The organism is uncultured Campylobacter sp., from assembly GCF_937997595.1.
In the GTDB taxonomy this organism is placed as follows: Bacteria; Campylobacterota; Campylobacteria; order Campylobacterales; family Campylobacteraceae; genus Campylobacter_B.
On the sequence record NZ_CALKTS010000104.1, the window covers coordinates 1 to 12,236 of the forward strand.

The 12,236-nt window shown below is 51.4% G+C and carries 14 protein-coding genes; all 14 read left to right on the forward strand.

Features of this window, described 5'->3' with window-relative positions; all coding sequences use genetic code 11:
- The first annotated feature begins 443 nt into the window (after positions 1-443).
- Positions 444-986 carry a 4'-phosphopantetheinyl transferase superfamily protein gene (locus tag Q0614_RS03715; protein ID WP_298786627.1) on the forward strand — a complete coding sequence of 181 codons (543 nt, stop codon included), beginning with the start codon at positions 444-446 and terminating at the stop codon, positions 984-986.
- Positions 983-1,399, forward strand: coding sequence for a hypothetical protein (locus tag Q0614_RS03720; RefSeq protein WP_298786629.1), 417 nt, complete (start codon positions 983-985; stop codon positions 1,397-1,399). Before Q0614_RS03715 ends, Q0614_RS03720 begins: the two co-directional genes overlap by 4 nt.
- Complete coding sequence (locus tag Q0614_RS03725) at positions 1,380-2,891, forward strand: beta-ketoacyl synthase N-terminal-like domain-containing protein (protein WP_298786630.1); 1,512 nt, start codon at positions 1,380-1,382, stop codon at positions 2,889-2,891. Before Q0614_RS03720 ends, Q0614_RS03725 begins: the two co-directional genes overlap by 20 nt.
- The gene (locus Q0614_RS03730) at positions 2,888-3,316 is read left to right on the forward strand and encodes a hypothetical protein (protein WP_298786631.1); all 429 of its coding nucleotides are present in this window, start codon (positions 2,888-2,890) and stop codon (positions 3,314-3,316) included. Before Q0614_RS03725 ends, Q0614_RS03730 begins: the two co-directional genes overlap by 4 nt.
- Entirely contained in the window at positions 3,309-4,043 is a 735-nt protein-coding gene (gene fabG / locus Q0614_RS03735; protein WP_298786634.1) for a 3-oxoacyl-ACP reductase FabG, read from the forward strand. The genes Q0614_RS03730 and fabG overlap by 8 nt, the downstream gene beginning before the upstream one ends.
- Positions 4,037-5,266 carry a beta-ketoacyl-ACP synthase gene (locus tag Q0614_RS03740; protein ID WP_298786636.1) on the forward strand — a complete coding sequence of 410 codons (1,230 nt, stop codon included), beginning with the start codon at positions 4,037-4,039 and terminating at the stop codon, positions 5,264-5,266. The genes fabG and Q0614_RS03740 overlap by 7 nt, the downstream gene beginning before the upstream one ends.
- A gap of 10 nt (positions 5,267-5,276) precedes the next feature.
- Entirely contained in the window at positions 5,277-5,699 is a 423-nt protein-coding gene (locus Q0614_RS03745; RefSeq protein ID WP_298786639.1) for an excinuclease ABC subunit A, read from the forward strand.
- Positions 5,689-7,194, forward strand: coding sequence for a beta-ketoacyl synthase chain length factor (locus tag Q0614_RS03750; protein WP_298786641.1), 1,506 nt, complete (start codon positions 5,689-5,691; stop codon positions 7,192-7,194). Before Q0614_RS03745 ends, Q0614_RS03750 begins: the two co-directional genes overlap by 11 nt.
- Positions 7,184-8,197, forward strand: a complete 1,014-nt coding sequence (locus Q0614_RS03755) for a hypothetical protein (RefSeq protein WP_298786642.1) — start codon at positions 7,184-7,186, stop codon at positions 8,195-8,197. The genes Q0614_RS03750 and Q0614_RS03755 overlap by 11 nt, the downstream gene beginning before the upstream one ends.
- Positions 8,194-8,949, forward strand: coding sequence for a lysophospholipid acyltransferase family protein (locus Q0614_RS03760; protein ID WP_298786644.1), 756 nt, complete (start codon positions 8,194-8,196; stop codon positions 8,947-8,949). The genes Q0614_RS03755 and Q0614_RS03760 overlap by 4 nt, the downstream gene beginning before the upstream one ends.
- Positions 8,946-9,212: a phosphopantetheine-binding protein gene (locus tag Q0614_RS03765; RefSeq protein WP_177388711.1), complete on the forward strand. Its 267-nt coding sequence runs from the start codon at positions 8,946-8,948 to the stop codon at positions 9,210-9,212. The genes Q0614_RS03760 and Q0614_RS03765 overlap by 4 nt, the downstream gene beginning before the upstream one ends.
- Complete coding sequence (locus Q0614_RS03770; protein WP_298786646.1) at positions 9,205-9,483, forward strand: acyl carrier protein; 279 nt, start codon at positions 9,205-9,207, stop codon at positions 9,481-9,483. The genes Q0614_RS03765 and Q0614_RS03770 overlap by 8 nt, the downstream gene beginning before the upstream one ends.
- 705 nt (positions 9,484-10,188) lie before the next feature.
- Complete coding sequence (locus tag Q0614_RS03775) at positions 10,189-10,728, forward strand: DNA gyrase subunit B (protein ID WP_298786648.1); 540 nt, start codon at positions 10,189-10,191, stop codon at positions 10,726-10,728.
- The coding region (locus tag Q0614_RS03780; RefSeq protein ID WP_298786650.1) for a class I adenylate-forming enzyme family protein at positions 10,709-12,236 on the forward strand (1,528 nt) is incomplete at its 3' end. The genes Q0614_RS03775 and Q0614_RS03780, both read left to right, overlap by 20 nt.

Sequence of the window (12,236 nt, forward strand, 5' to 3'; positions counted from 1 at the left end):
CGCTTAAATTTTATGCCGTTTTATTCAAATGCGGCTAATTTTGCGCTGTTATGTTACGGCGTCTGTTGCGACACGCACTGCTCGCGATTTAAAATTCCGCGCCGATGTTTTCAAAACCTGCGCTGCCTGCCTCTTGATACAGCCACGCTAAAAATTTAACCAAACACGACGATCGCACAAAATACGACGAACAAGACGAGCGTAACGAACACAACCGACGCCGCAAAGCAGAATATGTCGAACCAAAAAGCGCACGGCGCAGATCGCAAGCGCGATAAATTTTAAAATTTTACCGCGCCCGAAGCCTTGACGCAAACGCGATAAATTTTATGTTTTAATGCACCTTTGGGCCCAATCGCATCAAATAAATTTTAAACGAAATTTCAACGCCGCCGCGCTATTTTATATTTTTATAAAGACTATTTTAGTAAAATCAGGGCTTTATGAGCGAGATAAAAATTTTAATCACCGACGAGGATCTATGCGCTCCGCGGCGGCTTTTGAGCAGGCGCGATAAGAAGCTGGCGTGCGCGCGAGCCCATCTGCGCGAGTTTCGCGTTTCGCGGGCACTTAAAGCGCGCTTTAAAAAACGCGGCAAATTTTGCATCTCGCACAAAAGCGCGGATGGTAAAACGATCGTCGCCGTGGCTCTAGCGAGGCAAAAATTCGGGCTCGATCTTGAAATTTTAAAACCGCGGGATTTTGCCGCGGCGAGCGAGTTTTGTTTCAACGCCTTTGAGCGCGAGCTTTTAGCGGCGGCAGACGAAAGCGAAAAGGCGCTCGTTTTTTATAAAATTTACACAATCAAAGAGGCGCTGATTAAGGCGCGAAATTTGGGTTTTTACGCTCTTGCTCGCGTGGGGCTGGCGCGCGGCGCAGATGGAGAGGCTTTGGCGCTTGATGAGCGCGGTAGGGCGTGGTCACACAAGAGCTATATTTTGGAGGGCGAAATTTTGATTTCGCTCGTTTTTAGGGAGAATTTTTGAGACCTGTTTATCGTTTTTACGCTATTTCTAAAGCGGCTTTCATTCTGCTTTGCGCCGCGTTTTTTATAGGCGGATGCGCGCGTAAGGCGCCTGAGCAGATAGCTGAATTTAGCCAAAAGCAGTTCATCCTGACGGACGAGCTCGGCGTAAAAAGTAGAGCCCTGATCTCAAAAATTTCACCCGCAAGCAGCGAGGAGAGTCGCTACAAACTCGTCTGGCTCGATATGCTAGGCGCGCCGATCGCACGTAAAATTTTATCGATCAAAGGCGGCGAGGCTAAATTTCGCAACGACGGCTTCCTGCCGCCCGATTCGCAAAGCGAGCGAGTATTTTTAGCCCTGCTTGAGAATGTGGATAAAGCGAATTTCACCATAAACGCAAAGGGGCGCCGATATGACGCAGTATCTAAGTAACCCCGGGCTCATCTGTGCGGGCGCAAACAGCGCCGCAGAGCTTTTTGGCGCGCTGTGCGAAAAAAGATCCGCGCTGCGAAAGCTTAGCGTCTGCGGTAAAAATTTCATCTTTGGGCGCGTGGATACGCCGCTGCCGCAGATCAAAGATCGTGCTTACGCCACACGCACGAACGCCCTGGCGCTTTATGCCTGCCTAAGCGTGCAGGAACAGATCAAGCAAGCCGTGCAAAAATTCGGCGCGCACCGCGTAGGCGTGGTATTTGCGACCACCAATACCGGCGTACAGGAAAACTATGCGGAATTTTTCGCTTGCAATAAGGGCGCAGGAAATTCTATCTCTCAAGACGGCGAAAATTTCGCGCCGTGCAGTGAAATTTCTACTGCAAACGGCGAAAATTTCGCCAAAAATTCAAAAGCCGCAAACGATAAATTTAAAAACTTCTGCTTCGAACGCAACTCCCACGCAAACCCCGCAAATTTTATCCGCGAACACTTCGGGCTAAAATCCGTCGCGATCGGAGTTTCGAGTGCGTGTACCAGCGGAAATAAAGCTCTCATTGAAGCTTCGCGTCTCATTTCTTGCGGACTTTGCGACGCGGTCGTTTTCGGCGGCGCCGACGCATTAGACGAGCTTACGCTGCAGGGCTTTAGCGCGCTTGAAATTTTAAGCGAGCAGTCGCTAAAGCCGTTTTCAGAGGCGCGAACAGGCACAAATCTAGGCGAGGGAGCCTGCGCATTCGTGCTTTCGCGCGAGCGCATAAGCGACGTCGCGATTTTGGCTCATGCCGCAAACTCCGACGCCTACCACATCACCAAGCCCGATCCTAGCGCGCGTATGCAGATCAAAGCGATCAAAACCGCGCTAAAATCGGCGCAGCTGCAAAGCGTGGACTACGTAAATCTACACGGCACGGGCACTGCGGCTAACGACGCGATGGAGGCCTTAGCTATGAGCGCCGCCCTGCCCTTAGCGCCTGCAAGCTCGTCAAAATGGGCGACTGGACACACCCTGGGCGCTGCGGGGGCGATCGAGCTTGCCGTGTGCTACGAGGCGATCAGACAGGGCATGATCCCGCCGAATTTTACGAACGATAAAATTTGGGGCGGCTCTGAGGCTGAAATTTTTCGCGACGTGCAGGCGCGGTACGGCGAGCAAAACGATGAAATTTTAAACAGCGCGAACGATCAAATTTTATGCAGCTTGGGCGATGAAAATTTACAAAACGCGCAGGGTGAAATTTCAAAAAGCAGCGCGGATAAAATTTTGGCTGCGTCTAAAGCTTTGCTTGGCACGGGAGATAATTTGCATGGCGCGGACGATAAAATTTTAAAAGACGTTGCGGATCAAGCTTCGCAAACGAGCGAAATCTCCGCGGCGCTGTCTAAATTTAATCTCGCATGCGAAGCCAAAAAAGCGCGCGTAGATACCGCGATGAATATAAACTTTGCCTTCGGCGGCGACAACGCCGTAACCATAATAGGACGCGTATGAGAGCCTCTAGCATCCTCCCGCAGAGCGGATATATGGTCTTCGCGGATGAAATTTTAGAGGTTAGCGACGGGTATGCGAGCTGCGCGTTTAGCGTTAAAGAGGACTCGCCGTTTACCGAAGACGGCGAGCTCGGCAGCTACGCGTATATGGAGATAATGGCGCAGTGTATCGGCGTGTATTCGGGCTACCGAAATGGCGGCGAGGCAAGGCTCGGGTTTTTACTGGGCGTGCGAAACCTGGATATTTCGCGCGCAAGCCTGAAGGTGGGCGAGCGCGTGATTACGACGGCGAGGCAGAGCGTGAGCGACGGCGAGGGGTTATATATCTTCGACTGCGAGATCCGCTGCGGCGGCGAACATATCGCAAGCGCCACGCTTAGCGTAATGCGCGCGAGTGACGAAATGATAAAGAGTATAAATGGCTAAGAGAATTTTAATTACCGGAGCAAGCGGCGGTATCGGCGAGGCGTGCGCGTTAAATTTAGCGCAAAAGGGCTACGGCTTGGCGCTAAACGGGCGCAACGAAGCAAAGCTTAATGACGTAGCGAAGCGTTGCTCGGATGCGGGCGCGGCGGAAGTTCAAATTTTAAAATTTGACGTCGCAGACACTGCTGCGGCGCAGGAGCAGATCGAAGCAGACATAGAGGCAAACGGCGCGTACTGGGGCATAGTGCTAAACGCGGGCATCACGCGGGATAACTCTTTCGTGTGGTTCGAGCGCGAGGATTGGCAAAGCGTGATAGATACGAATTTAGGCGGGTTTTATAACATCCTAAAGCCCGCGCTGATGCCGATGATCCGCGCCAAAAAGGGCGGGCGTATTGTCGTGATGAGCTCGGTTAGTGGAATTGCCGGCAACCGCGGCCAGAGCAACTACGCCGCTAGCAAAGGAGGCCTAATCGCCGCGGCAAAATCGCTAGCGATAGAACTTGCAAGCCGCAAGATCACGGTAAACGTCGTGGCTCCCGGGCTTATCAAAACGGCGATGAGCGAAGGTATAAACGAAACCGCAAGCGAGCAAATTTTAGGCGCGATTCCGTTAGGCCGCATCGGCGAGCCGAGCGAGGTGGCGCATTTGGTGGAGTTTTTGCTAAGCGAAAATTCCGCATATATCACAAAAGAGGTTATTAAAATAGACGGTGGATTATGTTAAATAGAGTAGTTATTACGGGTTTTGGCAATGTCTGTGCATTCGGACGGGACTGGGCGAGCATAAAGCAAAATTTGGCGCAGCAAAAAAGCGCCGTAGTTTATATGAGCGAATGGGATATCTTCGGCGAGGAGCTAAACACTAGGCTGGGCGCGCCGATACCGAATTATGCGCCGCCTGCGCACTGGAGCCGCAAAGATACCCGCTCGATGGGTAAGGTAGCGATGTTTGGCGTCGATGCTGCGGGTGAAGCTCTGGCGGATGCGGGACTTTTAGAAGAGGGGTGCATAAAGGACGGTCGTATGGGCGTCGCAGCGGGTAGCTGCAGCGGCGACGCAAAGGCTACGGGCGAGGTCATAGATATTTTGCATGGCAAGGATAGCACCTTCAACGCCAACTCATACGTAAAGATGATGCCCCACACCGTCGCTGCGAATATCGCGATCTACTACGGACTAAAAGGCAGGCTCATACCTACGAGCTCTGCGTGCACGAGCGCGTCTCAAGCGATCGGCTACTCCTACGAAGCGATAAAATTTGGCCTTGCGGATATGATGCTGGCAGGCGGCGCGGATGAGCTACACCCAAGCCAGGCATTCGTATTCGATAAGCTCTACGCGACAAGCTGCAAAAACGACACCCCTACCCTCAGCCCTGCACCTTTTGATATAGCGCGCGATGGACTGGTTTTGGGCGAAGGCGGCGCTATATTCGTGCTGGAAAGCCTCAGAAGCGCCCTTGCGCGCGGCGCTAAAATTTACGCCGAGATAGTAGGATTCGGCACAACCTGCGACGGCACGCATATCACCCGCCCGCAGAGCGAGACTATGCGTGCGGCGATGCAGCTGGCGCTCAAAGATGCCGCGATTTCGCCGGATCTCATCGGGCACGTAAACGCCCACGCTACGGCGACCAAGCAGGGCGACGTCGCAGAATCTACGGCGACGCATGAAATTTTCGGCTCGCAGACGCCCGTGAGCTCTTATAAAGGCTATTTGGGTCATACTTTGGGCGCGTGCGGGGCGCTGGAGAGCTTCATCTCGGTGATGATGATGAATGAGGGGCTATTCTATCCGAATCTAAATTTACAAGCTATCGATCCGGAATGTGCGCCGCTTAGATACCTCACGCAGCCGCAGGAGATAAAGACGGACTACGTTATGAATAACAACTTTGCTTTCGGCGGCGTGAACACATCTTTGATTTTTAAAAAATTTATCGACTAAAGGAGAGAAAATGAAAAAATTTCTATTTTTCGTAGTTGCGACGCTTTTTGTCGCTAATTCGGCTTATGCCAAAAACGATATCGTGCGTTTCCCGATCGCTGCGGCACTCGCAGAGCCAGACGCTAAAGCCAAGCTTGATCCGAACATAAAATTCTACTTCGGCAACAAATCCGCAGGCAGAAAGATCACGCAGCAGCTAAGCTCGAACAAAAAAACAAACAGCATCAACAAGACCGATCAAGCCGCATGCAACCGCGCGTTTTTATCGGCACTGCTTAGCTTTCAAGACCGAGCCAAAAAAGAGGGTGGCAACAAGGTCGTAAACATCACGAGCTACTATTACAAAAACGTTTTCGTGAGCGACAAGGAGTTTGAATGCGGCGTAGGCTCGATAATGAACGGCGTCACGCTAAGAGGCTATATTGCAAAATAAACTAAGCTTCGGTATATCTTACGCAAGCGCGATAATTTCGGGTGAGCCGGCGAAGTTTTATAAAAACCTCGCCGCTTGCTCGGACGGAATTTCCGAAGTAAGCTTAGACGGAAATTCCGATCTCTTTTGCGATACGGATCAAAATTTTACGTATGATTTCACGGCAAATTCTACGCAAGATTTTACAGATATTCCGGACTGCAAGCAGAATTCTATAAATCCCGCAAATTTTGCGGCTTGCGAGAATAACGAAAAAGCGGGGTGCAACCTTGCTACAGAAGATTTTGATGAAAAATCTACCGAGCTCGGCTCGCAGCGGGGATTAAAACAAGAAGCGGATACGTCTAAATTTAGCTCCGCGCGCGCTTTTGATTGCAACTCCGAAGAGGCGGCGGAGCTTTATAAAAATTTCGCCGCGCGTGAGGGCGAGGCTTTACAAAATAGCCCCGTAGAAAATTTAAAAATTTCTGCCCACGCCCGCTTAAAAGATGGAATTTTAGCACTCGAAGCTTTAAAGAAAAAGCCGGCTCTTGAGCATATTCCGCCGTTGCAGCGCCGCCGTTTGGGGCTCGGGGCGAAACTTTGCATCTCGCTTTTAGGCGAAATTTCTCAAAACGCGCCGCAGAGCTTAGCTGAGAAAGGCTCTTTAAATTCCGCGCCGCAAAATTTAGATACGAGCGAAAATCGTACTGCTGCGCAAAACCCGCCGCCGCAGGATTTCACAAATGAAAATTCTTTAAATTCCGCGAGGCAGAATTCCAAAACAAACGAAAGCTCGGGAGCCTGCGATCATGCGATGCAAAGTTCCGCGACGCAGCGCGAAGGGATGCCGCTCGTTTTTTGCTCGCGCTTGGGAGAAATCAACCGCTGTTTTAGCCTGCTCGGCTCGATGGAGGAAAGCGTCTCGCCTTCGAGCTTTTGCGTCAGCGTACTCAACGCGATCGCGGCGCAAAATGCTATTTTTACGCAAAATCACGCCGAAATTTCGACGATCTCTGCGGCGTGTGCGCTTGAAAACGGCGCAATAATCGCCACCGCGAGGCTGAAAGAAAGCGCGGAAAATTCCGGCTCCGCGCAGGACGCGAACGAAGATGATAAAAACGATGCATGCAAATCAAATAACGATAAAATCGCCCTGCTCTGCTATTTTGAAGAGGCAAATAACGACTATCTGAAGCGCTGCGACTTCGCCTGCGCCCTACTTTTGGTGCTTCAGCGCGGAGATGACGTGCAGATCGAAATCTCTCCGCACGTTGCGGACGCGACGACACAGAGCCTAGAGGCACAAAATCCGAAGCCGCGAGCCGAGAATGAAATTTTACGAAGCTTTAAAAAAGGCGGCGAGATCCCGCTAGATACCGCGGTGGAATTTTTGGCCAAAATCCTCTCCGGCAAGCGCGAATGGCGCAGTAGCGATGGGGTTTTGGACTATCTTTGGCGCGTCAAAGATCCCGCCAAAATCGCAGCTTTTTTAAGGCAAAATCGTGAGCGTTAAAATAGCAAAATTTCATCGCATGAGCAAGCGCGGCGAGGCGAGCAAATTTGATCAAAATTCCAGGCTACGCGGAGCCGCAAAAGCCCGAACGACGAACTTTAAATTTAGCCGCTCCGCCAAATGTAGATATGGTGAAGGTTTTAAATTTAGCCGCGTTATCGAATATGAGCTCAGCCAAACGGCGCATCTTAAAAGCACGCCGAAAGGGCGCGCGCCGTGCGCCCCCAAATCGCGTTGCAGTGAGGCGCGCTACGAAAATACGCCGCCGAGGCATACGCAACGAACCCAAAAAAATCCGCCTAAACGCTGCGAGCTGCGAGCCATAAAAATTTTACCGCAGCGGCGCGCGGAAGACACCGCAAAATTCCGCTATAAAGACAGACGCGGCGAGCTGAAATGCCACGCGCAGCAGGCTGTAAATTTTATAAATTTAGCAGAGCAAAGTTTGCGCTACGGGTTTAAATTTAGCCGCGCGATGAACCGAATAGCCGCTCAGGTAAGATGCGCACGACAAAGCGTTGCGATGAATTTTAAATTTAACTGCGCCGCGAGCTATAAATTTAATCAAACGATGCATCATATAGCGGCGCCAAAGCAGCATATATGGCGCTTCGCAGAAATTCCATCGCAATGGCACGCACGACGAAGCATGCGGCAAGCCGCAGAAATTTCACCGAGGCAATGCGCACGGCAAACGGCAAGAATTCTACAAAATCGCAGTTTACCGCGCGCCGCAAAAATTTTATTGCCTCGGTATATACGCGGCGTCGAGATCGTCAGAGCTTCTGCTCAGACCATAAAAGCTCTATTGCCTCGACACATGCCGCAAGCCGAAATATCGCGCACAGAAAACCGCAAAAACTCCGCTGCGATGCGACGAGCGGCAAGCCGTAGAAATTTTATCGGGGCTGCCCGCATGACGAGCCATCAAATCCCCGCCGAAAGCCGCAAAATCTCCAACGAGAACCGCGAAATCCCCGCCGAAAGAGGCGCCGAGCGATGAAACAGACAGATCCGCTAAGGCGCAAGCTCAAACAGATCGGCATCGCGTTATCCTTCGCAAGCTTCGGCGCGCTGTGTATGATGGGCAACCTACTCTTCCTCCCAGTAGCGCTGCTGCGGCTAAACCGCATAGAGGTCGTACGAAATTTCGTGCGCGATTTTATAATGATCTCGTGGCGCATATTTTTGCTGCTAGCGCGACTTTACGGCAGCATCGGCGTAAGCTGGCGCTGCAAGCTCCCGCCTAGCGGTACTCTCATCATCGCAAACCACCCTAGCTTGCTTGACGTGGTGATCTTTTTAGCTCACGTGCGGCGCGCAAATTGCGTAGTCAAGGAAAGTCTGTGCAAAAATCCCTTCCTCTCCGCCGCCATCGCAGCCGCGGGCTACATCCCAAACACCGGCTCGGAAGCGATGATAGATGCGTGCCGCAGCGCCCTTGCGCAAGGAGAAAGCCTAATCATCTTCCCCGAGGGCACGCGCACCGCGGATCGCATCGCCATGCACAAAGCGGCGTTTTACATCGCGATAAATTTCGCAAAAAACATAAACTGCGTCGCGATAAAAATGGATCCTAAAAGCCTAAAAAAAGGACAAGTATGGTACGATACGCCCGAGGTTCGGATGAAGTACAGCCTCTACGAGCTGTGCGCGCTGGATCTAACGGGCTTTGAGCCGGATCGCCCAAACCCGATCCGAGTGCGCAAACTCTATGAAAAAATATCAAATCTATATGAAAAGGAGAATCTGTGAACGAAGAAATTTTGGAGCTTAAGGAGCTGATCATTTCGGGGCTGAACCTCGAAGACGTAGCACCCGGCGACATAAATGACGATGAGCCGCTTTTTGGCGACGGGCTCGGGCTCGATTCGGTCGATGCGCTGGAGCTCGGGCTTTTGGTGCAGAAAAAATACGGCATCGTGCTTAACTCAAAAACCCAAAATTTAAAACAAATTTTCTCATCCGTTGCGTCTTTGGCGCAATACATCGCCGAAAATAGGAGTAAAAATGAGTAAAGATGAAATTTTTGAAATTTTAAAAAAGGCGCTTGTGGAGCTTTTCGAGATCGACGAGAGCAAGGTCGTGCCTGAGGCTAAAATTTACGAGGATCTGCAGATCGACAGCATCGACGCGATCGATCTGGTCGATTACGTCAAGAAAAACACCGGCTACAAGCTGATGCCCGATGATTTTAAAAACATCCAGACCCTTGGCGACATCGTGGATGCCGTAGCCGCAAAGCTCGATCAGGGCGCGAGCGGGGAGACTACGGACGGCGAGAGTTAAATTTAGCCGTGCGGCGCGACAAGATCGAGTGCGTCGCGGTTCGGTAGTTTACTTTGCGGCGGCACGGGGCAGCGGGCGAGCGGATAACATAGGCGTCGTTTATTTGACGGCGCGCGGCGAATGTTTTAATTGAAAGAGCGTGGAGAGAGCGGCTTTACGGGCTTAGCGCTTAGGCGGCACGGCACAAAGCCCGCTTACTCGCCGTTTTTAGGCTAGTATGTAGAGCACTTTGCGGATCAAAATTTTAAAATTTAAATCTGCGTACCTGGGTCAAATTTTGAAATTTTAAAAGACGTCGTTTCTTTTGAGACCGTCGTTTTCATAAAATTTCAAAATTTTAAAATTTCGGCCAAATTTAATTTAGCGGATCTGATCGCGGGCGCAGTGCCGCGAGCCAAATTAAAGCGCAGCTAAATTTTAAGATGCGGCTAGAATTTTGAGGGCGGCAGGCGCGGCTGAATTAAAATTTTATAAGCATGGCGCCCAAAACCGTGGCGCCGAGGTCAAATTTAAAGTATCTCGGCACGGTACAAATCGCGCCGATTGCGCTACTAGCAGCAAAACCAAAAACCGCCAAGGCAAAACCAAAATCGCAGCAGCAAAAGCCTAGCCAGCCGCGGTAAAGCTAAAAACCGCTGTGACGAAGCTAAAGCTGCCGCGGTAAAAAAACCAAGCCCTTGCGGCTAAATTTAAGGATTACAGAGATTGCGACGAACGATATTTTTAAAAACAGCTACCATAATTTTAAGCGTGTTCTACCCTTTCGGCCTCTATTTTTTGCACGGCGGCGCGCGGGTCTGCTTGCTCGCGGCGATGAGCGCGCTATGGGGAGCGCGAGCCGTTTTTGAAAGTAAAGATCGAGCTATTAAGGGCGCAAGCGCGGCATTTTTTGCGCTGTGCGCCCTATTTGGCGGCGGAGCGCTCGCGTATCTGTATCCGCTCATAATAAATTTCTCGCTCGCGGCGCTTTTTGCACTCAGCCTAAGATCGACGCCTGCGATCACGCGCCTGGCGCTTTTGAAGCAGCCAGGTCTCAACGAGCACGGCCGCGCCTACACGCGCAAACTGACCGAAGTTTGGCTCGGATTTTTTGTGCTAAACGGCCTGCTTAGCGCGGCGCTGCTGCTACCGCGAGATAAAATTTATTGGAGCGTTTACTGCGGCGCGATCTCATACGTCCTCATCGGCGCGCTGATCGGCGGCGAGATGATTTTTAGGAAATTTTATGTTAAAAAATTTGATTAATTCTTTGAAGCCTTACGAGTGCGAAATCCTTGCTGCGGCGGCTCTTGCGAGAGATTTAGCAAAAACGGGGTGCAAACAAGGCGAAGCGGCAAGCTTAAAAGGCGCGGACAAATCCCAAAGTATCGCGGCAAGCGTAAATTTAAAAGATGCGGAAAATTCTAGCAGAAGCGCAAATTTTAATGGCGCTAAAAATTCTATCGACAGCGCAGATACCGCGCACGCCACGCAAACGACGCAGACGCAAGAGCAAAAAAGCGCACCGATGATCGAAATTTACGGCGAGGACGCGGCGGAGCTCATCGCGTTTTTTTTCGGCGCGCTGATTGCGGGCTTTGCGCCCGTACTGCTGCGAGAGCCCAAATTTAGCGGTAAATTTCATCTAGGCGGCGACGTAAAAATTCCAAATCTCGCCGCAGCACAAAATTTAGACGAATTCTGCTTCCATGATTTAGAAAAAATTTCGCTGCACGATACCGAAAAATCTGTGCCTAAAATTTCATCTAAAAACGCGCCGCAAAATCACGCGCCGTGCGAGCAAGAGGCTATCTCTTTGCACCTACTGCGCGCGGATCAAAAATTTTATATCAAAACTTCGGGCTCTACGGGCGAGGCGAAAAATATCGAAAAAAGTCTGCGTGATATGGTTTTGGAGGCGGAATTTTTGGTAGAAAGATTCAGTCTTTGCGCAAGCGATCGATTTTTATCGGGCGTCTCGCACCAAAATATGTTCGGGCTCACCTTTAGCATCTTCGTGCCGCTGCTTTGCGGCTCGCGCACGCAAAAAGGCGGTCTAAACTACCCTGAAATCATCCTCGCAGTCGATCTTGCGGGCGCCGTGCTGATCAGCTCGCCCACGGTGCTAGGCGCGCTATGCGAGCACGCAGATGCTGCAAACATAGCGCCTTTGGGCACCATTTTTAGCGCGGGTGCACCGCTAAGTCCTGCGATCCGAGACAGGTTGGCAGCGCTTAGCAGTGCCCGCATCGTCGATATTTACGGCTCCAGCGAAACGGGCGTGATCGCCTGCAACGAGGGCGCAGGACTTAAAAAATTCGCTCCCGTTAGCGTGCAGATCCGCGCAGATATTGATAGCGGCAGCGCGGCAAAATGCGAGAATAAGCCCTTCGATCTTGCGGCAAGCCCTTGCGGCGAAAATTTTGCGGCAAAGCCTAAAACGAGCCGTATGGACGGGCAAGACGCAAACCGCTCGGGCAAGCAGGCGTCTAAATTTAATGCAGACGCTGGCAATAAAACCTCGGCCGGCCAGAAAAACAGTCCCACACCGAGCTCTGCGACAAAACACGACGATAAATTTACGCAAGAGAGCGCGCTTTGCGATAAATTTGGGGCAAAGCAACCCGCCGACAATTTTTCGCAAACGGGCGAGTTTACGATCAGCTCTCCTTGGTGCGAGCGCTTCGAAAGCCGCGATTTCGGCTATGTGCGCGCAGACGAGATCACGCTTTTGGGGCGCGGCGACCGCACCGTCAAAATCAACGAAAACCGCG

Coding starts and splice junctions, on each gene's coding strand:
- fabG (WP_298786634.1), top strand. CDS start 3,309: ATGGCTAAGAGAATTTTAATTACCGGAGCAAGCGGCGGTATCGGCGAG.
- Q0614_RS03730 (WP_298786631.1), top strand. CDS start 2,888: ATGAGAGCCTCTAGCATCCTCCCGCAGAGCGGATATATGGTCTTCGCG.
- Q0614_RS03745 (WP_298786639.1), top strand. CDS start 5,277: ATGAAAAAATTTCTATTTTTCGTAGTTGCGACGCTTTTTGTCGCTAAT.
- Q0614_RS03740 (WP_298786636.1), top strand. CDS start 4,037: ATGTTAAATAGAGTAGTTATTACGGGTTTTGGCAATGTCTGTGCATTC.
- Q0614_RS03770 (WP_298786646.1), top strand. CDS start 9,205: ATGAGTAAAGATGAAATTTTTGAAATTTTAAAAAAGGCGCTTGTGGAG.
- Q0614_RS03760 (WP_298786644.1), top strand. CDS start 8,194: ATGAAACAGACAGATCCGCTAAGGCGCAAGCTCAAACAGATCGGCATC.
- Q0614_RS03725 (WP_298786630.1), top strand. CDS start 1,380: ATGACGCAGTATCTAAGTAACCCCGGGCTCATCTGTGCGGGCGCAAAC.
- Q0614_RS03715 (WP_298786627.1), top strand. CDS start 444: ATGAGCGAGATAAAAATTTTAATCACCGACGAGGATCTATGCGCTCCG.